15 protein-coding genes and 1 CRISPR repeat array are annotated in these 23,285 nt (G+C 52.2%); of the genes, 4 read left to right on the forward strand and 11 right to left on the reverse strand.

The genetic code is table 11. The features are described 5' to 3' along the window. Positions 1-78 precede the first annotated feature (78 nt). Together VEZ52_RS04980 and VEZ52_RS04985 are read right to left on the reverse strand one after the other, a co-directional pair. Positions 79-375, reverse strand: coding sequence for an STAS domain-containing protein (locus VEZ52_RS04980; protein ID WP_022658308.1), 297 nt, complete (start codon positions 373-375; stop codon positions 79-81). A gap of 170 nt (positions 376-545) precedes the next feature. Continuing rightward, a complete protein-coding gene (locus tag VEZ52_RS04985; protein ID WP_324835806.1) occupies positions 546-1,361 on the reverse strand; it encodes a MerR family transcriptional regulator in 816 nt (271 codons plus the stop codon). Positions 1,362-1,484: 123 nt separating this feature from the next. Between VEZ52_RS04985 and VEZ52_RS04990 the strand changes: the two genes are divergently transcribed. The 3 genes from VEZ52_RS04990 to VEZ52_RS05000 are packed head-to-tail and all read left to right on the forward strand — an operon-like array spanning position 1,485 to position 6,438. Then, on the forward strand, positions 1,485-2,711 hold the full coding sequence (locus tag VEZ52_RS04990; RefSeq protein WP_324835807.1) for an efflux RND transporter periplasmic adaptor subunit: 1,227 nt from the start codon (positions 1,485-1,487) through the stop codon (positions 2,709-2,711). 3 nt (positions 2,712-2,714) lie between these two features. Continuing rightward, positions 2,715-5,855, forward strand: a complete 3,141-nt coding sequence (locus tag VEZ52_RS04995) for an efflux RND transporter permease subunit (RefSeq protein ID WP_324835808.1) — start codon at positions 2,715-2,717, stop codon at positions 5,853-5,855. 46 nt (positions 5,856-5,901) lie between these two features. Beyond that, on the forward strand, positions 5,902-6,438 hold the full coding sequence (locus tag VEZ52_RS05000) for a GNAT family protein (protein WP_324835809.1): 537 nt from the start codon (positions 5,902-5,904) through the stop codon (positions 6,436-6,438). A 94-nt stretch (positions 6,439-6,532) separates the two neighbouring features. On the opposite strand, the gene dpaL is transcribed toward VEZ52_RS05000, so the two are convergent. Beyond that, the gene (gene dpaL / locus VEZ52_RS05005) at positions 6,533-7,750 is read right to left on the reverse strand and encodes a diaminopropionate ammonia-lyase (protein WP_324835810.1); all 1,218 of its coding nucleotides are present in this window, start codon (positions 7,748-7,750) and stop codon (positions 6,533-6,535) included. A gap of 110 nt (positions 7,751-7,860) precedes the next feature. Then, positions 7,861-8,357: a CRISPR direct-repeat array (repeat unit 36 nt; unit sequence GCTATAGTTGTCTGTCCAAATCTATCCTGCTAAACT). 124 nt (positions 8,358-8,481) lie between these two features. Here dpaL and cas1 point away from each other — a divergent pair. Beyond that, positions 8,482-9,405, forward strand: a complete 924-nt coding sequence (gene cas1 / locus VEZ52_RS05010) for a type II CRISPR-associated endonuclease Cas1 (protein ID WP_324835811.1) — start codon at positions 8,482-8,484, stop codon at positions 9,403-9,405. Here cas1 and cas2 read toward each other — a convergent pair. From cas2 to VEZ52_RS05050, 8 genes are all read right to left on the reverse strand, one after another. Then, a complete protein-coding gene (gene cas2 / locus VEZ52_RS05015; RefSeq protein WP_324835812.1) occupies positions 9,402-9,758 on the reverse strand; it encodes a CRISPR-associated endonuclease Cas2 in 357 nt (118 codons plus the stop codon). The genes cas1 and cas2 overlap by 4 nt on opposite strands. Next, positions 9,739-12,252: a type II CRISPR RNA-guided endonuclease Cas9 gene (gene cas9, locus VEZ52_RS05020; protein ID WP_324835813.1), complete on the reverse strand. Its 2,514-nt coding sequence runs from the start codon at positions 12,250-12,252 to the stop codon at positions 9,739-9,741. The genes cas2 and cas9 (VEZ52_RS05020) overlap by 20 nt, the downstream gene beginning before the upstream one ends. Further along, positions 12,140-13,228: a type II CRISPR RNA-guided endonuclease Cas9 gene (cas9, locus tag VEZ52_RS05025; protein WP_324835814.1), complete on the reverse strand. Its 1,089-nt coding sequence runs from the start codon at positions 13,226-13,228 to the stop codon at positions 12,140-12,142. The genes cas9 (VEZ52_RS05020) and cas9 (VEZ52_RS05025) overlap by 113 nt, the downstream gene beginning before the upstream one ends. Before the next feature lie 702 nt (positions 13,229-13,930). Beyond that, the gene (locus VEZ52_RS05030) at positions 13,931-16,933 is read right to left on the reverse strand and encodes a DEAD/DEAH box helicase (protein ID WP_324835815.1); all 3,003 of its coding nucleotides are present in this window, start codon (positions 16,931-16,933) and stop codon (positions 13,931-13,933) included. Positions 16,934-16,959: 26 nt separating this feature from the next. Then, positions 16,960-18,345, reverse strand: coding sequence for an EH signature domain-containing protein (locus VEZ52_RS05035; protein WP_324835816.1), 1,386 nt, complete (start codon positions 18,343-18,345; stop codon positions 16,960-16,962). Further along, positions 18,342-19,133, reverse strand: a complete 792-nt coding sequence (locus VEZ52_RS05040; RefSeq protein WP_324835817.1) for an OmpA family protein — start codon at positions 19,131-19,133, stop codon at positions 18,342-18,344. Before VEZ52_RS05040 ends, VEZ52_RS05035 begins: the two co-directional genes overlap by 4 nt. A gap of 10 nt (positions 19,134-19,143) precedes the next feature. After that, a complete protein-coding gene (locus VEZ52_RS05045; RefSeq protein WP_324835818.1) occupies positions 19,144-21,204 on the reverse strand; it encodes a hypothetical protein in 2,061 nt (686 codons plus the stop codon). 47 nt (positions 21,205-21,251) lie between these two features. Beyond that, positions 21,252-23,285: a hypothetical protein gene (locus VEZ52_RS05050; protein ID WP_324835819.1), complete on the reverse strand. Its 2,034-nt coding sequence runs from the start codon at positions 23,283-23,285 to the stop codon at positions 21,252-21,254.

Raw genomic sequence — 23,285 nt, forward strand, 5'->3', positions numbered from 1 at the left:
GGCGGCCCGCCTTTGCGGGCTTGCCCGCGCAGCATAAGGAAAGCCCGAACCTGGCGGCGCGGGCTTGCGGGTGTGCGGCTATTCTATGGTAAACAGATCCACAAAACCTGTGATGCTGAATACTTCCCTCACGGTTTCATTGGCGTGGATGATGCGCATGCCCTTACGCTGAACCATGCGCTTGTGCAGGCGCAGCAATATGCGCAGGCCTGCGCTGGAAATATAGTCCACCTCGCTGAAATCAAGCACCAGTTCGTCCGCAGCGCCGCAGTCTTCCTGCAAATCCCTGTCCAGCGCCGGAGCCGTCACGGTGTCGATCTTGCCCGCTATGCTGACATGCAAAACGCCGTCAGCCATTTTTTTGCAAACCTGCATGTGGGGCCTCGTTGTGATTTTGGTGGAGCAATCGTGTAGCTCTTGCATATCTTTACGATTACAGCGCCCCGCCCGCAAGAGGAAAATACGTATCGGCAGGGCTTGAGGCGCGCGCACGGGCCTTGCTGGCTGCTTGATTACGGGGAGCCGTCAATTGAGGCCCCATGCCGCTATTCCACACGGATGGCGTATTTCAGCGCGTAGCAGTCGCCGCCCTCCTGCATGACGTAACTCATCATGTCGCACACGTAGACCTCGCTTTTAATGGTCAGGGCGGCAGCGCTGACCTTTTCCAGCATATCGGCAAGGGCCAGCCGGTGTGATGCATCCGTACCGCTGTGGGCCAGAATGGCGTATTTTCCCTCTGGTTTGATATGGAGGAGGGAGGGCGGCGTGGAGCGCCGCACCCTGGTGAAGTAATACCGCTCAACATAGCTGCCCTGCCGTATGTCATCCAGGCAAAAGACAACGCCAAAGGGGTAACGCGGTTTTTCCTCCTGCTGCTCATAGCCACGATTATATTCCACAAAACGCTGCACAAGTTCCCACTGAGATTCTGACGGGCTTGCGCCTGTGGGCGTCATTTCCAGCCGTTCTGCCTTTTGATGCCGCACGGTCATGGTGTCGTATTCAAAATCCAGGGCTTCGCGCAGGCAGGCGGTCATGTCTTTGAGCATCAGCCTGCGCTGGGCCACCCGGCGCAGTTCCTTTTCTGCGGCGAGCTGTTTTTCCTGCAAGAATGACAGGAAGTCCTCGCCGTTCATGTTATGCAGGTGCGCCTTGATTTCCTTCAGCGAGCTGCCGACCTCCTTGAGCATGGAGAGCAGGTCAAATTCAAAATACTGCTCAATCCCGTATCGCCGGTACCTGTTTTCTGAAACGTGCCTGGGTTTCAGCAACCCTTCCTTTTCGTAAAACAGCAGGGTGCCTTTTTGCGTGCCGCACAGGCTGGCGAATTCGCCTGAGGTGAGCAGGTTCTTTTTCATTTCATTTTTTCCTTGACTCTAAAGTAACTGTATAGTTTACGCTGGCAAATTACAGGCAAAAGGGCAAGCCGGAAGTCGCTTGCCCATACAAGAGCAGAGGTGTTTGTAATGTGCTGGTTTAGTATGAAAAAATTTCGACTGTGGCTGCTCGTGCCCCTGTGGCTGACCGTGCTCGCCCTTGGCTGCACCAAGGCGGAGGAGTCTGGCCCAGCCCATGCCGAGGTGCAATACCTCGTGCTGGGGGAAGAAAAGCTGACCCTGAGCAGCACACTGCCGGGCAGGGTCTCCGCGCTGGTAACGGCGGAGGTTCGGCCTCAGGTTGACGGCATTATCATTGAGCGGCTTTTTGAGGAAGGCGCTGATATAAAAAAAGGGCAGGTCTTGTACCGCATAGACCCGGCCATCTATCAGGCGGCCCACGCCACGGCCAGAGCCTCGCTTGCGGAGGCAAAGGCCGCTGTTACCGCCATTGCCCTGCTGGAAAAACGCCAGAGGCTGCTGATCAAGCAGTACGCTGTAAGCCAGCAGGAGCTGGACAATTCCATTTCGCAGCATGGTCAGGCCCGCGCCCGCGTTGCCAGGGCGGAGGCCGAACTTGAAACAGCGGCCATCAACCTTGCCTATACAGAAATAAAAGCCCCGGTGTCAGGCCGCATTGGGGCCTCTGCCGTTACGGTCGGCGCTCTGGTTACTGCCAACCAGTCATCCCCCCTGGCCGTTATCCAGCAGATTGACCGCGTCTATATTGATATGACGCAATCCAGCGCGGAGGCTATTCGCCTGCGTCGCGCCCTTGCGCAAGGCCGCATATCCGCCAACGGCAATACAGCAAAAATCAGGCTGACGCTGGAAGACGGTTCGCCCTATACGCCAGTCTCCACAGCAGCGCATGCTGGTGAATCGGCCTGGATACAGGGCGACCTGCTGTTTTCTGAAATATCTGTCGCGCAGAGCACGGGAAGCATCATGCTGCGGGCTGTGGTCGATAATCCTGACGGGCTGCTGCTGCCGGGCATGTACGTTAAGGCCGCTATTGAAGAAGGCTCGGTGGACAAGGCTGTGCTGATCCCGCAGGGGGCCGCCTTTGTGAACAATACGGGCGCGCACTCTGTTTACGTCTTGCAGAAAGAAGGCGCGAAGGACGGAATTTATCGTCTGACGCGGCGCGATGTGAGCATTGACCGCGCATACGGCAACCGCTGGATTGTGGGCGCGGGCCTCGGCGCTGGCGACATGCTGGTGGTTGAGGGCTTCCAGAAAGCGGCCTCCGGCGAGCTTGTCCGGGGCGTGCCTGCGCAATCATTGCAGGCCAAGGCTGCCGCCCCGGCATCAACCACCGAGGCGCGGTAGGGTATGGCAGCTTTTTTCATCAATCGCCCCATTTTCGCCTGGGTTATTGCCATCATCATTATGCTGGCCGGGCTGTTGGCCCTGGGCAAGCTTCCTGTTGCGCATTATCCGGATATCGCCTTGCCGCAGATATCCATCTCTGCCCAGTACCCCGGAGCGACCGCGTCCATTGTTGACCGCAGTGTCACGCAGATCATTGAGCAGCAGATAAAAGGTCTGGACAACCTGCTGCACATGAAATCAACCAGCAGTTCCTCCGGCGGTACGGAAATTACCCTCACCTTTGCTGCGGGCACGGATGCCGATACCGCGCAGGTGCAGGTGCAGAACAAGGTGCAGCAGGCTCTCTCCCTGTTGCCCGATACCGTGCAGCGGCAGGGCGTTCAGGTATCCAAAGCCGTGGACAATTCCTTCATGACCGTGGCTTTTTACGATGCCAGCGACACCATGCGCCCCAACGACATAAGCGACTTCGTGGCAAGCTCGCTGGTTGACCCCTTGAGCCGCGTTCAAGGGGTTGGCACAATCACCCTGTACGGTTCTCAGAATGCCATGCGCATCTGGTGCGACCCGGATAAAATGCGCCAGTACAAGCTGAATCCGCAGGATATTATTGCTGCCGTGCGCGCCCAGAACGCCCAGGTTGCGGGCGGTCAGGTGGGGGCGGCCCCTGCCGTGCCGGGGCAGGAGATCAATATTGCCATCAACGCCTCATCCAGCCTGGAAACGGCGGAACAGTTTGAACAGATCCAACTGCGGGTGGAAGAAAACGGCTCCGCAGTGCTGCTCAAGGATGTTGCCCGCATCGAGCTGAACGAAGAAAGCTTCATGGGTGTCACGTTTTTCAATGGGCATGCGGGCACGGGGCTGGCTTTCAAGCTGTCGTCCGGGGCCAATGTTCTGCAAACCACCAAGGGCATCAAGGCAGAATTGCAGTCGCTCGCCAGCTTTTTCCCGCCGGGGCTCAAATATGCCTATGCCGATGACCGCGCGCCTATTGTGGAAAAATCCATACGCTCGGTTGTGCGTACCCTGTTTGAGGCCATCGCGCTTGTGGTCGCGGTGATGTTTGTGTTCATGCAGAGCTACCGGGCCACGCTTATTCCGGCCATTGCCGTGCCTGTGGTGCTGCTCGGGGTGTTCGCGGTATTTGCGGCCACGGGTTTTTCCATCAACACATTGACCATGTTCGGCATGGTGCTGGCTATCGGCCTTTTGGTGGATGACGCCATTGTTGTGGTGGAAAATGTGGAACGCCTCATGCGCGATGAAGGGCTTGCCCCAAAGGAGGCCGCGCTCAAATCCATGCGGCAGATAACCGGGGCGCTTGTAGGCGTTGCCGTGGTCATATCCGCCGTGTTTGTTCCCATGGCCTTTATGCCCGGTTCCACCGGGGCAATCTTCCGGCAGTTTTCCGTGACCATTGTTGCGTCAATGGTGCTTTCTGTGGTGGTTGCCATTGTGCTTACGCCTGCCCTGTGCGCCACCATGCTGCGTACGCATGGCAACGGAACGGGCGAAGGCTTCTTTGGGCGCTTCAACCGATGGTTTGCCGCCTTTACGGAACGTTACAGCCGTGGCGTGAGCGGCATGGTGCGGCAACCTTTGTGGTGGGGCGTGGTATTTGCGGCTTTGGCAGCAGGGTGCCTGGCTTTATTTATGCTTTTGCCCTCGGCATTTTTGCCGGATGAAGATCAGGGAATACTGTATGTTGACGTGCAGTTGCCGCCGGGCGCGTCACTTGAACGCACGGAAAAGATTGTCAAAGAGGTCGATGCCTACTTTCGCAACGACGAAAAGGATTCCATAGAAAGCGTCATGTGTGTTATCGGCTGGGGATTCAGCGGTTCCGGCCAGAATTCGGCCATGGTGCTTCCCCTGCTCAAGGACTGGAGCAAACGCGGCCCGGGGCAGAGCGCCTCTGACGTGATGGAACGCGCCACGGAACGGTTTTCATCCATAGCCGGGGCGGAAATAGTTGTGATGTCGCCCCCGGCGGTCATGGAGCTTGGCACTTCCTCCGGCTTTGAACTGGAACTGATGGATCGCGGCGGCAAAGGGCACGCGGCCTTGCTCAACGCCAAGGATGCCCTGCTGGAAAGTGCGGCAAAATCCACTGCTGTTACCAGCGTAAGGTATAGCGGCATGGCCGATACCGAACAGTACGATCTGGTCATCGACAACAGCAAGGCTGGCGCTTACGGCCTGAGCAGAGCCGAAATAAACAGCGCCATCAGCGCTTACTGGGCAGGCGAGTATATCAACGATTTTTCGGACAAGGGCAGAACAAAAAAGGTTTACTTTCAGGCGGAGCCTTCGGTTCGCGCCGGAATAGGCGATTTCAGCCGTTTTTATCTGCGCAACGCCAAGGACGAGATGGTGCCGTTCTCCAGTTTCATCGGCGTAAAATCCGTTCTGGCTTCACCAAGCCTGACCCGCTATCAGGGCATACCGTCCGTAAAGATTGAAGGGGCCGCCGCGCCGGGGCAAAGCACCGGGCAGGCCATGACGGCAATGGAAAAAAGCGCGGCAAGTCTGCCCCCCGGTTTTGATTATGCCTGGACGGGGCTTTCCTATCAGCAGCGTGTGTCCGCAAGTCAGGCCCCTTTGCTGTACGCTGTTTCCATTATCGTGGTCTTTCTTTGTCTGGCTGCCCTGTACGAAAGCTGGACTATCCCGCTGGCGGTGCTGCTGGCGGTGCCCACGGGCATTGTGGGCGCCTTGGGCGGCGTGTACCTGCGCGGCATGAATAACGACATCTACCTGCAAATTGCACTGCTGACGATCATTGGCCTATCGGCCAAGAACTCAATCCTGATCGTGGAATTTGCCAGAGAAATGCACAGGGGCGGCAAAGAACTGGTTGCAGCCACGGTGGAGGCCTCCCGGCTTCGCCTGCGGCCCATCATAATGACCTCGCTATGCTTCATTCTTGGTGTGGTGCCGCTGGCGCTCAGCAGCGGGGCAGGCTCCGGCGCGCAAAACGCCCTTGGTACAGCAGTGCTGACGGGCATGATCACCGCGACAGGATTGGGCATTTACTATACGCCGCTGTTCTTCATTGTAGTGAGCCGCTTTTTCAGCGGAAAGCTGCGGCGAAAAGAGCCTTCTGCCGAGCCTGCGGCCCAGCAAGAACAACATTGAGCATGCCATGATCAGGGATCATGATTTTGAAATACAGGAGGTTGCTGTGGCAAAATTTGAAACGGAACGTCTTGTCCTGAGACCTTTTGAAGCCAAGGATGCGGCAGGCCTCTTTGAAATGCTTTCGCACCCACGCGTCCACTGTTTTGCGCCTGACCGTCTGGATTCGATGGAAGCGGCGGTTGCCGATGTTGCGCGGCGAAGCGCAGACCCAGTGCAACTGGCGGTTTGCCTCAAAGAGCAGGATGAGATGATCGGGCTGATGTTTGCCGCGAACGATGAGCCGGATTCCTATGGCGTGGGCTGGCATCTGAGCGCCAGCCATGAGGGGAAAGGATACGCAAGCGAGGCCGCAAGGGCGTTCTTTGGTATCCTTTTTACCCACAAGGGCGCACGGCGGATATATGCCTATGTGGAAGATGACAATATCCGTTCGCAAAAACTGTGCGAGCGGTTGGGCATGCGCAGGGAAGGGCTTTTCAAGGAGTTCATTTCATTTGTCAGCAATACCGATGGAACGCCCAAATACGAAAATACATGCCTCTATGCCCTGCTGAAAAAGGAATGGGAAAACAACCGCTAATGGGCGCAGGGGCTGCATATATGCACCCGTTGCGGTGTGGCCTGCGCATGGATGCCGCATCTGACGGATGTATGGTTGACGGGTGCGGCTGTTGTCAGGCGCGTTCCTCATCCGCATACGCGCCCTGCCAGACAATTTTTTTGTAGATGTGCGGCACAGTGTCGCCCTCGGTGCTGATAAGCAGAACCGAGGCTTCGGCGTTCAGGCCCAGAGTTTCGCGCTGGTCTGCCGCAGCGGGGCTGCTCATGAGCCAGTGCAGCGCACCCGCGCCAGCCGCGCCAGATTCGCCGGAAACAATGGGCTGATCGTCCCTCACGGGCGCTGCCAGCAAACGCATGCCATTGGCTGCCATGTAATCCGGGCAGGACATGAAGGCCGTGCTGTAATCCTTGAGAATGCTCCAGGCCAGACTGCTCGGTTCGCCGCAGGCAAGCCCCGCCATGAGGGTCTGCAGGTCGCCGCCCACGGCGTGGGCCTTGCCGTCGCCCGCCAGTGCGGAGCGGTAAAAGCAATCGGCGGCGTGCGGTTCCACCACAATGAATCGTGGGGCCGCCTCGCCAAGGGCCGCCACCAGAAAACCCGCAACCGCAGCGGCAAATGACCCCACGCCAGCCTGAAGAAAACAGTGGGTCGGGCGAATGGCGGCTGCGTCCATCTGCTCCAGAACTTCTGCGGCAAGGGTCAAGTACCCCTGCATGATCCATGCGGGAATCTGCTCGTAGCCATCCCACGCGGTATCCTGCACCATCACATAGCCTTTTTCCTGCGCCAGATTCCAGCTCATACGCACGGTGTCGTCATAATTGAGATGAGTGATGCTGCACTGCGCGTCAAGCGCCAGAATGTTGTTCTGGCGGGTTTTGTCCGACCCTTTGGGCATGTAGATGATGCAGGGATAGCCCAGCTCGCGGGCTGTCCATGCCAGCCCCCTGCCGTGGTTGCCGTCCGTAGTGCTGATAAAGGTGATCTGCCCTGCGGCTGCTCTGGCGGCGGGGGCGTCAAGCATGCCCCGCACAAGGCCCTCGGCTGGCAGGTGCATGCGCTCGGCAAGGCAGCGGGCCACGGCGTAAGAGCCGCCAAGCACCTTGAAGGCGTTGAGGCCAAAGCGGTGCGATTCGTCCTTAACGCAGACGTTTTTCAGGCCAAGGCTTGCCGCCAGCCCCGGCAGGCTTACCAATGGAGTGGGGCGGTACTGGCTGAAAGATGCGTGGTATGCGCGGACGTGCCGGGCCACGGCGGGCGAAAAATCGCTAACGTCCACACCCTGAGCGGGCGCGGTGCGGAAGGGATTGAGCAGCAGGGATGCGGGCATGGGCGGTTTCCTTTGAAGGATTGCCTTCGGCGTCAGGCCGGGCAATGTCAAGTATAGCGGCGGTTTGCCCATCTGGGCAAGGGGGAAGCGGCGGAGGGGATAGCTGGTCAGCTATAGTTGTCTGTCCAAATCTATCCTGCTAAACTCATTCCGCTGTAGATAATGTCGCCAGGTTTGCTATAGTTGTCTGTCCAAATCTATCCTGCTAAACTTGGTCACAACGTGTTGAACAGTCTGCTGAGGCTATAGTTGTCTGTCCAAATCTATCCTGCTAAACTCGTTGGCACATGGAGGATATGCAGCATGTGGCTATAGTTGTCTGTCCAAATCTATCCTGCTAAACTAACCCCGTGCTTGCATATGTGCATAAGGCAGCTATAGTTGTCTGTCCAAATCTATCCTGCTAAACTCAAGAAAGAATAAGCCCCTGTGAAAGTTCTGCTATAGTTGTCTGTCCAAATCTATCCTGCTAAACTTCAGTGCCGCCCACGGCTGACGGACGGTAAGCTATAGTTGTCTGTCCAAATCTATCCTGCTAAACTAGCAACACGCAGTCTTGCTCATACTCCCCGCTATAGTTGTCTGTCCAAATCTATCCTGCTAAACTTCATTGGTGTAACCTGCTATAATGAAAGCGGTTACTCCGAAAAAGCCGCAAAAAAATCCGTCTGACTGCATGATGACAATGCGGCTCAAACGGATTTTTTTGTTTTTTTGAAAAAGGGGGAGCGATGGGCAACTATATTCTGGAAGTTTCAGAAAACTCCCGCCATGTGCGGTGTTCGCGTGGTTTTGTCATTGTTTGCGAGGATTCGGCAGAAATCGGGCGTATCCCCATAGACAGTCTGGTGGCTGCCATCATCAGCGCAGAGGGGGCGACCCTCGCAAAATCTTTTTTTGTACGCCTTGGCGAAGCCAATATCCCCATTATCATTTGCGGCAAAGACTACATGCCGCTTTCCATCGCCGCGCCCATCGCGGCGCACCACAGGCACACCGCCATTGCAAAACAGCAGGTTCAGTGCCCGCCTGTGCTTCACAAGCAGCTTTGGAAAAGCATTATTCAGGCAAAAATACATAACCAGATCGCTACGCTTGCCGGGTTCCGGCCAGAGCAACAAGCCGTGCTGGCAAAGTTGCACCTGCTCCAGCGCAAGGTGAAAAGCGGCGATACGGACAACCACGAAGCTCAGGCCGCGCGCCTGTACTGGCCTGCGCTTATGGGAAAGGGCTTTGTGCGGCGGCCTGATCTGGAAGGCAGCAACAGCCTTTTCAACTATGCCTATGCCATTGTGCGCTCGTGTGTGGCGCGGGCCGTGTGCGCCGCAGGGCTGTTGCCCATGTTTGGCGTACACCACCGTAACACGCTCAACGCCTTTTGCCTTGTGGATGACCTGATGGAGCCGCTACGCCCTGTGGCGGACGCCTTTGTGGTGGAGCACCTTGAGGCCACAGAGTTTGCCGCAACACTGGATACCCCTGCCAAAAAGCACCTCAGCGGCATTCTTGCCCACAAGCTGGAGTGCAAGGCGGGGGCCACGGCATTTATACCCGCAACAAATACCGTGGCCCAATCCTTTGCAGACTGCGTGCTTGCCAAAGAGCCCGCCTTGTCACTGCCGCTCTTGCAGCAGCCTGGCGTGGCGGCCTGCTAGAACAAAAACAGTTGTTTGGTGTTTTCCAACGTTTTTGCTTCGTTTTCTTCCTTTGCTTCGCCAAAGAAGTTTTGTGTCATGCCGTATTGCCTGTCTGTAATAAACACTACAGACACAAAACCATTGGGCACGAGGCAGTGCCGCACTTTCTGGGCCATGTTTTGTGCGCTTTCCAGATTGTCGCAGTGGCGCATGTAGACCGAAAACTGCTTTCGGCTGAAGCCCAGTTCCAGCAGGCTGTTGCGAAAAAGCGTGGCACGCTTCATTTCGGCCTTGCTGCTGACCGGGAGATCAAACATGACAACAAGCCACATAAGCTCATAATGGCTTGGCTTACGTGGCCTTTTTGCCATGCCAGAGTTTTTTGTGTTTGTGCAGTATTTTGCCAAATGGCGAAATATCCACCTTGCGCGCCTTGAGCTGGCACCACACGCCCAGGCCAAGTTCGCCACTTGTCCACCTTTTGTACTCCTCAAAGGCAACCGTGCCGCTTTTGATAGTGGAAGTGCGCCCATTGAGCGGGCGTGCATCGTTAAGCAGATTGCACTGGAGCCTGCCGGAACTCATTTTTTGCACCACCATGTAGCACTTGCCTACAGGGCAGGGAACCTTGAGTTTGGCCTTGAGCTCTGGCGTCAATTCCACCTCAATGACATCGTCAATGCACAAACGCCAGATAAACCGCCCACCTTTGCCCTTCAACTCGGGCACAAAGGCGGGATTGTTGGCATCTATGCGGGTAATGCATTCCCAGCCCACCGCGCCGTTCTGGTCTTCATAAAATTCAACGCAATAGTTGTTTTTCGGTTCAAAGCCAAACTGCAAGGCATCATTAACGGCAACCAGCGTTTTATATTCAATGATGGGGTAGGTTGCGCCAATGGCCCAATCCTTTCGGGCCAGTGCAATGGCTTCGGCCACAATGGCTTCTTCCCTTGCCTTTTCTGTAAGCGCCCGCACCGTGCCTCCGTTGTTGCGGGCTTCCTGCCGCCTTGCTTCAATGGTGTCGGCGGCGATAATGTAGCGCGATTCTATGGCGTCCCTGATTGCCCTGCATTGCGCTGATGCAACCCTTGCTGCGGGCAAATCCTGCGGAATGGTCGCCCCCGGCAGTATGCCGGAAACGCTTTTTTTATCTTTCAGCGTATCAACAGGTTTACTGTAGCGTATCAGGGTCTTGCCGGAGTTGCGGCGCGTATCCTGCTGCAAAATCCGGTACTTGGTGGCATCGTGCAGTTGCCCGGCCTTGCCGTGCTCCTTTTTGGGCGAAATCACCACCTTGCACAGTGCCTCCAGAAGCTGCTGGCGAAACCAGCTAGTATCGCCGCCCAAGGGCGAGGGAAAGTCTGGCGAGCGCTTGTTGGCTTTTTCATCGCGCACCATGCGGCTCACCATGCTGCGCGTGGTGCAGGCCGCCACAAGGGCGTCAACGGCGTGATGACGATGATCTATGCGCGGTTTTGCCACCCATAACGGATTGCGAACCGGGTAGCCAAAATTATTGAGCTGTATTTCGCCCGTACTGGGGTCGTATTCGTGCTTGCGGATGGGTAGGCCCAAAAGTTCATATTCAATGCCGTCCAGCCCCCACAGGTGGCGCAATCTGGCGGTGGTGCCGCCCTTAACGGCTACCACATCGGCGCAAAGCATGGAAAGATAGCGCGCCGCGATTTTTGCCATATAGCTTGTATTGGAAAGGCGGCTGTCTGTGGCGTCTTCATCGCCCTGTTCGCCATAGCGGTTGGAAGCATCGGGCGCAAAGCGCCATGCCTTGGCCTTGGGGAAGGATTTTTCCGCAATGGCCTTGGAAATGTGCTGCCATGCCTCCGGAGAATTTTTTTGGATGAACTCGTAAGGAAACGCATTGCCCTTGGCAAAATTTTCATTGCCGGATACGAGGGCCAGATTCATATAGCTGTCTGACCCGCCGTGTGATTGCGGGATGAGGTGCTCGATCTCGCAGGCGGCAATGTCTGACTGTTTGATCTCGGCATAGCTGAACAGGCTGCGTTTGCCCTGTTCCTCCCACAGGCGGAACTTTGTGCGGTTGGTACGCGAAGGGGAGAGACCAAGTTTTACCAGCTCTGCGTCAATACGGGCGTTTTCCCTTTCGCGTTTTTGCATGTCGCGCTGGAGTTCCTCGCGTTTGGCGGCGGACATGCCCAGTTCTCTGGCCAGCTCTATATGGATACGCTGCGGCTTGCCATAAAGGGACACAATTTCATTGACCACCTTGCGCAACTGGTTGAGCGCCGTGTGCACCACAGGATTGGGAATGCGACCGTGCGCTGCCTCCTCCGGGGCTGCCTGTTTGATGTGCCACGGATGGATGGGCGTTACATCCTGCCGCAGCACCTCGCCATAGTAGGGGAGCAAGGCAAAGGTGCCACGCTTTTTGCGCAGGGTTTCTTCCTCCGCTTCAAAGCCGCAGGCATCGGCGGCGGTACGGTGGGTATGGGGTTGCCAGGTTGATGTGACTTCACCAGTATGCGGGTCGATGGCTTCGACCTGCTGGCCCTCGATCAGCTTTTCAAGAATGCGCTGGGTGGCTTCAAGCCCGAGTTTGCTCCTGTCCGGCGTGAGCCGGGCAAGGGCGATACTGACGGCCTTTTCACCTTCCGGGCCTGAAAGGCCGAGGCGCTTGCACAATGCAGCGATCACCTCATCTTCCGGAAGCAGCACGCTGTTTTCTTCCTCTGGTTTTACGGCCGGGTTGGCGATAAAATCAGCCATTTCATCCCGCTCTTGCGGCGGCAGTGTCTGCCATGCGGGAATATGCGCAAAGGCCTGAATCTGGCAGAATCCGCGAATGGTTTTGGCGTCTTCGCCAAGGTTGACGCGAACCACCGTTTGCCCAGCGGTTTGAGCAATGTATTTTTTTTATGGCAGCTGTTGTAAGGTTAGTACCTTCGCCAAAGGCCAGCTGCGCCAGGTGGTCGCGCATTTCTCTGGACAGGGCATATTCGCCCTTGGGCGTAACGTAGCGCACATTGGCCAGCTGCTCGTAAATACGCCTTTGCTCTGCCAGCCTGTGCATTCTAGGCAGGCGCTTTTGCCCCACTATAAGCGTGCAATAGCCTGTGGCGTAAGGCGCGTGGGGGTGGTCGCTAAAAATCAGCCTGAAAATTTCCTGCTCGAGTTCCGGGGTCAGTTCTTTGTAATGGCGTGATTGCTGCTCCCATATTTTGCGGAACTCATCCTTGACCAGAAAGCGCGGAACTGCATAATCCACGGCCTTGCTGCTCACATGGTGCGCTCGCCTGCGGATTGGTTTTTTCTCCCCAAGGCGCTCTGCAAAAAAGGCCGACAGCGTTTTGCCGCTGTCTTTTACTGCTTTTTCCAGAAGGCGGTAGGCGTTGGCTGTTTTCTGACTGTCTTTTTTCTTTGGCGGATCATCAGAAATATCGACATCCGGGTTTTCTTCTGACTGCGTTAAAAAGCCCGCCCCACGGAATTTTGCCATGTGCAGCAGGCTGCGCCCCAGGCAATAAAGCGATGGGTACACACCAGAAGCGCCTTGCTCGCGCAGGATATATGGGCTTGTGCGTATGAGGGCGCGCAGTTGCTGGTCATCCGTGGGGAGCAGGTGGTGTTGCTGCAAAAAAAGCTTAAGCTTGGCTATGCGCTGACGCCTGCGGCGAATGTGCTTGCGCTCAAGGCGTTTTGATCGTCTGATTGCCGCACCTTCGGGTATTGAAAAAGTGCGTACACCGTGATCAAGAAGCTTTTGGGGATTGCCTTCTTCATCTATAAGCACAAGAGAAGTGCCGATAGAGGCAATACCCAGATCAATTCCCAGATTGTAGCGGTAGAGTTTTGGCATATATTCCCCATTGACAGCAAGGGTGAAATTTAATATTTGATAAACGTCATCTGATTTTTCTTAGCAGGATAGAATTGGATAGACAACTATAACAAGTGGATTTATTCCACCGACAAATCTGGCGGTTCCCTTCGGGGGCCGCCCTTTTTTTTTGTCGGGAGGGTATGCGGTCACGTGCTGGGGAATGTTGGAGATTGCTGGCTGTTTGATGGTAGGTTGCTCTGCCGCTAAGGCGGGGCATGGCGTCCGTCCAGAGTAAATGGCAGACAGGGGCAGGCCAGCTTGCCCTCACGCGCAGAAGGTGCCGGAGTAGAAGAAAAATGAATGCTGCGGGGAATGCGGCCCGTGGGGCTGTAGAAAGCGCACGAAAAAAGGGTTACATTTTTCAATGTAACCCTTTATTCTCAAGTGGCGTCCCCAAGGGGATTTGAACCCCTGTCGACGGCGTGAAAGGACAGCCTCTAAAACTGTTAATTCAATAAATTAGCAATGTTAGAGTGCATCCAGATACATCAAAAGACATCCGCATACCCCCTGAACTAACCCCCTTTTAACCCTCTCCACAAACGAGCATGTGTGTATACCCGAGGGGCGCACGTTTAAATCCACCCTCGCATCCGAATAATTCACGCTCTTACGGAGACGATCCGTAAGGGTCTTTTATTTGTCCTACACCATTTTCCCGCTCCATCTTGCTCACACCTAGTTCCTATGCACCATTTCATATAAGTCCGTTGCCTCAGTCCCAGTTTGAGGGGGTAGCAGAACATCTCGACTCAGACTACGTTTCCTTTCAAGAAGCTTGTGGAGCTGTAAATCAAAGCTGTATTCTTTGAGGTGTGGTTGGCTGTGTTCTGCCAGCGGATAGTACACATGAACGTCACGATGTTGCCCCAATCGATAAACACGGTCAGTACATTGATCTTCCACAGCTGGGTTCCACCAGCGGGAAAGATGCACCACATGATTAGCTGCCGTTAGCGTTAATCCGACACCTGCGGCTTTTGGTGAGAGAATAATAACGTCAAAGTTATCATGCGCATTTTGAAATGAGTTGACATAACGTTGACGAACGGCACCAGGGGTTTGCCCATTGATAATGATGGGCAAACATCGCAGATGATAGCGCTCTTGCAGCAGTATTGCGAGCACAGGCTGATGTTCACGTGCTTCCAAAAAAATAAGTGCCTTTTCATTTTTTTCGTAAATAGAATCGAGAATAGACCACATGGTGTTAAACCGCGCAGAACCGGTCAGATAATCGGTGATATTTTTAAAAACTGTATCATCCGGACGTACAGGATGCAGACTGACCATGCGAAGCGCTTGGAGCAGTGCCAAAGCCTGCGAATGCCCTGTTAAAGCCTTTTCATAGGTTTCGGCCTGATAGGGGGGCATGGTGGCGGTGAGGACATGCTCATGTTTGGTCGGAAGACCAGCGAGAGTGTTGTCCTTCATTCGACGCAACATGGGCCGAAAATCATCACTTTCCTTACCTTCGAGTCGGGATTTCAGTGCACGCAAAGTGTTCTCTTCCGCATTGGCATAAGTAGCATTAAACTGGCGTAGCTCTCCCAAAAAACCAGGCAAAAGCACATCTATGATAGCCCACATGTCTGTCAGGCTGTTTTCAATTGGTGTGCCGGTGAGACCCAAACTAAACTCTGAATTGAGCGTTCGGATTGCACAGCTAATTTGTGACGTGGGATTCTTGGCCTTCTGCATTTCATCGTAGACTACCGCAGCGAGAGGCATGGCTGCAAAACTGTGATGGTAGTCGCGAAGGGTTTCATAAGTGGTGAGGATCCAGTCTTCCTTTTCCATGCAACCTGTGTCTAGACGTGAAGTTCCGTCACAAATGTCCCGCCCTGCTCCTACTCCTTGTTTGCGTAGTGATTTGATCTGACCGCCGGAGACCACGAGACACCCTCCAAGTCCTGGAGCATGCAAATGTGTATCTGCTTCTTGCTGCCAGTTACCAATGAGGCTAGTGGGGGCAACAATGAGGATTGGTAGTTTTTTATACCCCAACTCTTTGCGGGCCTGGTGTAGCCATGCGATAAAAGTAAGACATGTTAAAGTCTTACCCAGCCCCATGTCATCTGCAAGCAAGGCACCGCTATACCCCCCAGACCACATATTGATAAGCCACTCAACGGCATCCTTCTGATGCGGCTTGAGCCCTGTCTTAAGCACAAGTGGAAGAGTGTGCGAGGCGAAAGTTTTAGCCCGGGGCTGATATCTGTTGTATGTGGTAGAGTCTATGTTCTCCTCTGTGCCAAGAAAGATAGGTCCTGAATTTTGTCCAGAATCATGTTTTGTAGAAAGATCGCTCTCTGCTGCTTCCTCTTGAGCCCTTTCATGAGATTGTACAAGCCTCTGAATAGATTCAAGCGCATTTAGTGTTTCTTGATTTGCCGGAACGGTAAGGGTTTCACTAAATGAGGTGTCGGGATAATTTTCTGGGCTATCTGGCATTGCCCCGGAAATGGTGGCTAACCGCGCATTACTAGCTATAGCTTCTTTAATGATATCAATATTTACTTGAGCAGTATTACTGTCATGGATGACCGTTGTTACGTTTCCAGATGTAATTCCATATGACTCTGGAATCCATTTATTACTAGTTTTTTGTATCCAAGGAAGGGCCTTTTTAATCCACAGCCCCATGCCAATTACGCGTTCAGAATACTCTTGAGTGGGAATAAACATGGCATCAATTGCCATTTCATCAAACTGTTCGCCAAGCTCTTCCTTAAAAAATCGCTGAGGATTGCGAATAAAATCTCGCTGCATTTCAAGGGTGGCATTGCGCATGCGCCGAACAATATCCAAGGCCTGCTGCAACATAGGTTCAATATACGCATATCGATTGTCACCAAGGACGTATGACGCACGAGTAGTTGGATAAGTATACGCAAAATGCTTTTTAAACGTTTCTTGATAATTTTGTGGAAGGAGTGACTGCTTCTCAGTGACGACCTCTGGAGCTCCATCGATGTCGATGATAGAACTCTCTTCAAATCCGCACTGCATTTGGTGCTGTCCAAAAAGTACGGGCATGAAATCGAATTTTCCGTTATAAGTACTTAAGCTCAATGATAGCGCAGCCGCATGGTAAACACGCAAACTAGATAAAAAGCCGTCTTTTATTACCTGATTTTGAGCTTCATTTGGCAAAAGTGCCGTAATTGCTGCCAGCTGCTTGCGACGCTCATCCAGCTCGTTGGAGGGCAAAGCATTGTGAGCCTGAATTGCTTCGCACAGATTAAAGAGAGTTGCTGGGATGCGCTGCCATAGGCTCCGATACTGAAGCATGGCACCGCACGGCTTGGCACCAAGAGCTTTGGTTCCTTGGGGGGTAAGCCACGATGTCTCTATCTGAAAATCCTGTTGGCTTATGTTGCCAACACTCTGCATATGCAAATTAAAGGGAGTAACGGACGGCAATCCAAGCATATAGGCTTCGGCCTGCCCGAGATTTGCAAGTGTGCTGTGTGATAGCAGTATGCTGTCGCTTCTGGCTACGGTGGGGGATTCCTCATACAAACGCATGAGCAAACTGTAGGCTGGGCGTATGGATGCATTTATGTTTTGTTCCCATTGATCCACGGGCAGCAGTGCCTCACCACGCAGTAAACGGGAACAAACCAGTTGGAAAGCTACGCCGTCTTGTTCTGGTCTAAATGCAAATCTCAGTTTCATTTTAAATTCCCGCAATACCCGTATTGTTAAGTAGCTTGCCTACCAGTTCTTCTGAAAATCTCTGTAGTAACTTTTTTCATCCATGTGCCATGCACATCGTGCGCAAAAGATATTTCAGAGCCTCTTTCAAGCTGAATTTTACTGTAAGAAATATGATAAAACGCTGGTGCTGAAGGATCTTTTTCAGGCCAAATGTGACATTTTCCGAGATGACTCCAGTCAACTACTATGACTGAGTCAATCTTCATCATCAAAGCAATGTGTTTGACAACATCTGTAGAGTAGAACAGGCGTCCGTAGCTGAGCTGAGATTGCCCCGGTTGCGAGGATATTTTTTTTGCATACTCTTCTCCGTCTCTACCAAGCACTACCCATGCCTGATCTATAAATCCCTTGCTAAGATAATTGCGCCAAAGACGCTTTCTGTTCTGCCACATGCGCTTTGCGTCTTCTGATGTGTTAACAACATTATCAACAATCTCGAGGAATAATTCTAACGATTGTTTGGTCAGCCAGCGAAGCATCACCTCCCTGGCCTCATAAGAAGCCCCATTCCAGCAGGCAGCGTTCAAACGGGGATCCTTAAGATGTTTTAGCAAAAAAGCTTCTATTTCGGTGCGTTGTTCTGCCGATGGGGACGCATGCGAAAACGGTAATAGCAACGCATTACATAAAATATTTATGACCTTGCTTCCCCCGCCAAAAATGAGAGCTCCATCCTTGTTGACCGATAAAGCAATGATAGTGCGCGTAGCATGAATACCTTCAAGACGCTTAAAGTTGTCGGTAATGCTTCGCACTGCCTGCTCAAAGGCAAACAAACCTACATTACTCTGTGCAATAGAGCGGTGAAGGCCACAAGTCGAAAATGTATCTGCCAGGGTGGCAGGGCCAACTTGTGTCGCAAGAAGATTGGCCAGATGCGGAATGGTCTGAGCTGGTGAGAAAATACAGTGTTCATTTCTGGCAGAAAGCCAAATCGGCCCCATTTTATCAGCATATCTCTGCAGAAAATTAGCAATATGTTTGGTTGATTGGCTGTCCGCTGAAAAAGTATCCAGATATATGATGGTAAGGTAACGCAAAATGCGGACGCGAATGTGATTCTCCAACTCTTTGAGGTACCGTTGAAGCAGAGTGATATCCGCCAGCAAAGATTGTTGACCATTCAGGGCGAGAGGAGAATTTCGCCAATTTGTGAATGTGAGTTGAGAAAAATCATTATTTTTTGAGCAGTTGAACAGTAGACTGTTAAGCTTACTTAAATCTTCAGTGGGCCGGGGATCTAACGTCTCACCATTTATAATACGTGTCGCGACTTCTACGGCCATTGATTTTGGCAAAGAGATGGGCTTAACCACATGGCTGGCGCGACCCCACCTTAAAAGAAGACCTCGCAGACCTTCGCTCATTGGATGGCTCTCCGCGCGGTATCAAGGGTTTTTTCATCCGGGGGAGTAATAATGAACCGTAAGTCGATGCGTCTATTCCTTTTTTTGTAAGCGTTATCACTCTCATCCGTCTGCCGTGGAACAGGCCGGTTTGAAGCAAAGCCAGCAATGGAAAGAATTGGATATGGATCTTCCCCTGCCTTCTGCTGGGGGCTGCACATGTTGTCTAGCTGCTCCTGCTCTTTGATCAGCAGCTGATATGTGGCCAAAGCTCGTTGAACGGAAAGCTCCCAGTTTCTGGCCTTGTAGCCGTCAGTATCTGTATGTCCCTCAATCAGCAGGGCATTTACACCAAAAGCAGTAGGTGGACACATTTTGCCCCAAGAAAGCCCTTTGTTCGTAGTATAACATGGCAAAACTTCGTACAGAGCCGCTGCTAACTTTTTCACTGCTATTTTGCCATCTTCTTTGATGTCAGATTTATTCGTATCAAAAAGGATGGACTCTGGCAGGCGCAAAAGACCATTGTCTGCGTCAATGGTTACATCTACCCCTTTTTCTTTAAGCGCATGGCCAATCTCATTTACTATTCTAGATCTGGTACTTTCTGCACCTTGCAATAAAGCAAGCTGTTCTTTAAGACTTTGTATTTGTGCTTGCAAATCTCCAGAATCATCACTGAATTTCATTGCAAAAAACATGAGCATGATGATGAAAAGAAAGAGCATGCCCACCATCATATCGGTCATGGAAACAAAAAAACTTTCTTCATGTTCCTCAGTAGCGCGGTGGGAGGGAGTAATAGCCATGCTTCATTCCCTATCGCTTACTGGCATTTCGCATCGCCGGTAAATAGTCTCTAAATATCTCGTCTAGAGCCTGTATACTTTCATCAAGTGCCGATGCAGCTTTGCCCAGACTCTGGTCAACCTGCGCTACATATTGGGCAACTTGAGTTGTATTGCTGTCGAGGTTCTGAGCCACGGCCTCTAGTGCACGAGCTAGGCCCTCATCAATTCCTTGAAAACGATCAACATGCATTTTCCAATTTTGCTCCAAACTTTGAGATGCTTGCCGAATTGCATCCTGAGCTTGGCGAATATTCCCACCAACAGCGGCACTTTCTTGCTGCAAGGATTTAAGAGTCGTGTCCAGCCCACTCACACCATTACTCATGGGGATAACCACTGCGTTGAGTTTTCCCGAAGCTTGCTCAAGCACTTGCGCCGCCTTGCCTGTAGACGCTGCCGCCTGATTAACATTAGTATAATGCAATTCCAGCGCATGACCATTATTTTTCAATGCTTCACTCATGTCGTTCAGGCGTTGATTGACAGATGTAAAAGCGGCTTGCATTGAACTTAAAACGGTTGTGGTTTCATTGTTCATCTGCGTAGCAGAATCCCGGCTTCTTTGAACAAGCTCCGTTGCCAAAGCGTCCATCTGTGCGCGAAGCGTCTGCTGAGCAGTGGCCATGTCGGAATGCATGCTCTGGCTGATTTTATTGGCGGCAGCAGCCAGTCCAGCAACGCCAGCGCGCAACTCACTTGCAGCACCCTCAAGGGTATGAGCAAAATTCCCTCCGCCCTCTTGCAAAGAAGTTTGCATGGCTGCTAGCGAGCTAGTGACATCCACTAATGTGCGTGTAAGGCTGCCAAGCTCTGCACCAGCCTGATCGTTTACAACAGTACCCAATTTTTCAGCCAATGTACTGAGCGTCTTTTCCTGCATTGCCTGCAAATTTTCACCAATTGTGCGGCTAATTGCATGCTCCATAGAGCCAATATTTTCACTCAATTGATCAATGCCAATTTTCACAGGAGATATGTTACTATGCAGGGCTTCATGCATAGCTTTCGCACTAGATGAGAAACCATTGGTCAATTCTTGCTGTACGGGCCCCACAGTTTCAAGCAATGATTTCTCCATGGCACCAGAAAGTTGCACCAAACCTTCTCTCATTTCGCCATTAAATTGCTTTAATTGGGTTGAGGTTTCCTGTGCTTCCCTGACTTGTTCCGCCAACAACTGTTCTGACGTGATAGGTGGCAGAGCATGCTCAAGAGCTAAACATAAGTCATTTGCGTTTCGCTCAAGGTTGTTACGCAAGCGTTTTTCAGAATAACTAACAACAAGTGATGCAAGCAGGCCAAAAATAGAGGTATAAAATTTAAATGTTGCAGCACTGAGCAAATTTTTAAGCGCAATTTGTATACTTTCTTGCTTATTGCGTTGAGTATCTAGCAGGGGTGACAATTCTGTGGCTGAAAATTGCTCAAGGCTTGAACTTTGCTGCTTTTCGACGGAAGTTATTTGGTGCGGCTGGGTTGCAAGAGAGGCTGCATTAGTAGTTGAAGACGCAGTTGCCGCTTTAATTGCATTACTGGCCTCGCTAAGTGCTGCCACCAATCCTAAAAAAGTAAACAGAAGCCCAATCCCAACAAAAAGACCACTCCACTTTGATAGTTTGCGTAAAGTTACTTCGGCACCCAATGTATTAATATTGAAAAAATCTATCGGGTTTGTCGTTAAAAAGACTGAAGTACGGTGCTCTACAAGCGTTGCCCGAAATTTATTCCAACAATCTCGTAGCGATTGAGGAGAATTATTTACTGCTGATTCAACTTCCTGGGAATTATCAAAAAATTTTTCAGTTGGATCAATGCGACCCAAAGCGTTCGAGCATGACTGTATGCCCGTATTTAACGTGCGCAGCCCAAGCCAACAACGGGCAATGAAGAATATCATTCCTAGGACTATGCAAAGAGAGATCGTTTCTGGAAAGCCCTCTAGATGAAGCAGCTTAAAAGCCCATTCCATCACCCATTTAAGAGGAGCTCCAGCCATGCTAAAAATACTCTGCGGAAAGGAACCTTCCATGATATCTCCCAGTGATGCGATCTACCGTTGTGTCCTCTTTGCTACTCTTAACCTTCAAGCATATGCCCCAACGGCATTTCGCGTTTCAGCCGTTGCCGAAAAAGCATTTCTTCTTCAGGATATGCGGCGAGGGCCAAACGAACTAATGGATTCAGCGCATCGGGCGGCGGGGTTGTGGTTGTAATAATGTACTGGAACGGCGCACAGTCCTCTCCACCCTTTTCTGTGGTTATCATCGCAAGTTCAGTAAGCAGGCTATTATACGGTCCAATATCAAGGTCGGCTTCGCGTGGGCTATCGTGTATGAGAAAACCCGGATGTTGGCCTATTCCCCGTGATGAAGCCAGCATTGAAGCTATGTCCATCAGTACGAAACTTAGACTTTCTACCGCAGCCCCTGTAATGGTGCTACCTTGCCGTATTTGCGGTGCGAAACCATCAGCGGAAGTTATGACGGAGCCGGAATAATCAGCCTTGAGAATCCGGCGTACAATTTCGTCAAAAAGTTTCTGCACCCCCTGGTCTTTTTTTGCGGATTGATCGCGGTAGAATTCCAATTGGTTTCTTGCATGGTGGATTTCCGAATCAAGCTTATCCAAGTTTTCTTTGACTCTTTGAGCCTCGGCTTCTTGCCCGCCGCTCATGTTAGCCTTTTCCGCGTTCTGAAAATCTCGGAGGGTACGGCTTAGGCGATCCATCTGATTTTCAAGCGCAGACAGTTTTTTCAGAACACTATTGCGCTTCGTTTTATAATATTCTGCACGGTGCTCAGCTTCTTTTAAGGCGGCATCTGCAGCATTCTGTTGCTGTATGATCGTCTGAATTTTTTCACGTTGCTGAGCGTTCATTTCGGCCAAAGCTAGTTTTTGACGCTCTGTGGGCAAATTGAGAATTGGCTTGAATTTTTCCAAATCTTTCATGTAGGCGGCAATGTGTTCGCATTTGGACAACGGCATCTGATTGGCCAGCATACATTCACCGCCGTCGTCCACTTGCGCAGTGAGTTTGGCCAATTCTTTCTTCTTTTCTGCGTATTCACTTAAAGGTTTGGTTGTGGCGGCCTGCAGTACGGGTGGAGTGGCGACTCTTAGAGCATCAATTTGCCTCTTTCGCTCCAGGGCATTATCCACATAGCGTTGCTCCTTGCGAAAATTGGCGTCGGCCTCTTCAAATTGCTGTTCCAACTCCATATGCTGGTGAAGAAGACCCGCTTGGCGAATTTCCGCCTGCATGATTGGCCCGTCAATGCGTGGCGTGATGTCATTCCTTGTATCTGGGAATTCGCCAATGAATTCAGCCAGTCTTTTGCTGGCGGCTCTATAAAAATAGTCTGCATCCAACATGGAGGTACGGTACTGCTCTTTTAAGGCTCCCAGTCGACTCGTCAATTCTGATACAGTGTGGCTCCATTTGGATTCTTCCGGAACCAGCAAGTCGAGCATCCCCCGAACTAAATGAATCGGGTATTCTTTGGGCTTACGAAACCCCGGCGATTCAGAACCACTATCGCTATCGCGCCAGACTTCGAATTTCCTGAGTCGGCATTCTTGATCCCTTGCCAACCAAGACAGCAAATGTTCCCATTTGTAGGTAAGTTCCGGGTGGTGGACGGTGGAAGGCATCAATCTATCCAGCTCCTGACGAAACTCAAAATATCCGGAGTCCTTTTTCGTTGTTGCAACCAATTCTTCAATGGATGCATCTCGTTGCGCGGAAGATTGCGCTTTCTGTGCGCCCAAAGAACGCAAGACAGCCCAAGGGACGCCTTCTATCTCCAGTTCCGCGCCTATCCAAGTGTGGGGAAGGCTTGACCGAAGACACTGTTCGCTGCCTGCCGTCGAAAAGTGCTGTTCGCCAAGGCAGTAGCGTAAAAGACGGCAAAAGGTGGTCTTCCCCACGGAATGTCCGGCCATCGCCATTGGATTGTTAGATAAGGTAGGATCGCGGGATGATCTACCCTCTACAATATTCAAGCCGCGGTACAGTTTGATTTCACGTATGACTGCAACGGGATTTAGTGATCGAAAAAGCACCACCCGCTTGAACCACAGCTTGGGCGCAGTAGAAGGATCAAATTGCAA

Source organism: Desulfovibrio sp., from assembly GCF_035644575.1.
Taxonomy (GTDB): Bacteria; Desulfobacterota; Desulfovibrionia; order Desulfovibrionales; family Desulfovibrionaceae; genus Desulfovibrio.

Excerpts from the sequence above, each read along its gene's own strand:
- VEZ52_RS04980 (WP_022658308.1), bottom strand. The coding sequence starts at position 375 with ATGCAGGTTTGCAAAAAAATGGCTGACGGCGTTTTGCATGTCAGCATA.
- VEZ52_RS04985 (WP_324835806.1), bottom strand. The coding sequence starts at position 1,361 with ATGAAAAAGAACCTGCTCACCTCAGGCGAATTCGCCAGCCTGTGCGGC.
- VEZ52_RS04990 (WP_324835807.1), top strand. The coding sequence starts at position 1,485 with ATGAAAAAATTTCGACTGTGGCTGCTCGTGCCCCTGTGGCTGACCGTG.
- VEZ52_RS04995 (WP_324835808.1), top strand. The coding sequence starts at position 2,715 with ATGGCAGCTTTTTTCATCAATCGCCCCATTTTCGCCTGGGTTATTGCC.
- dpaL (WP_324835810.1), bottom strand. The coding sequence starts at position 7,750 with ATGCCCGCATCCCTGCTGCTCAATCCCTTCCGCACCGCGCCCGCTCAG.
- cas1 (WP_324835811.1), top strand. The coding sequence starts at position 8,482 with ATGGGCAACTATATTCTGGAAGTTTCAGAAAACTCCCGCCATGTGCGG.
- cas2 (WP_324835812.1), bottom strand. The coding sequence starts at position 9,758 with ATGGCAAAAAGGCCACGTAAGCCAAGCCATTATGAGCTTATGTGGCTT.
- cas9 (WP_324835814.1), bottom strand. The coding sequence starts at position 13,228 with ATGCCAAAACTCTACCGCTACAATCTGGGAATTGATCTGGGTATTGCC.
- VEZ52_RS05030 (WP_324835815.1), bottom strand. The coding sequence starts at position 16,933 with ATGAAACTGAGATTTGCATTTAGACCAGAACAAGACGGCGTAGCTTTC.
- VEZ52_RS05035 (WP_324835816.1), bottom strand. The coding sequence starts at position 18,345 with ATGAGCGAAGGTCTGCGAGGTCTTCTTTTAAGGTGGGGTCGCGCCAGC.
- VEZ52_RS05040 (WP_324835817.1), bottom strand. The coding sequence starts at position 19,133 with ATGGCTATTACTCCCTCCCACCGCGCTACTGAGGAACATGAAGAAAGT.
- VEZ52_RS05045 (WP_324835818.1), bottom strand. The coding sequence starts at position 21,204 with ATGGAAGGTTCCTTTCCGCAGAGTATTTTTAGCATGGCTGGAGCTCCT.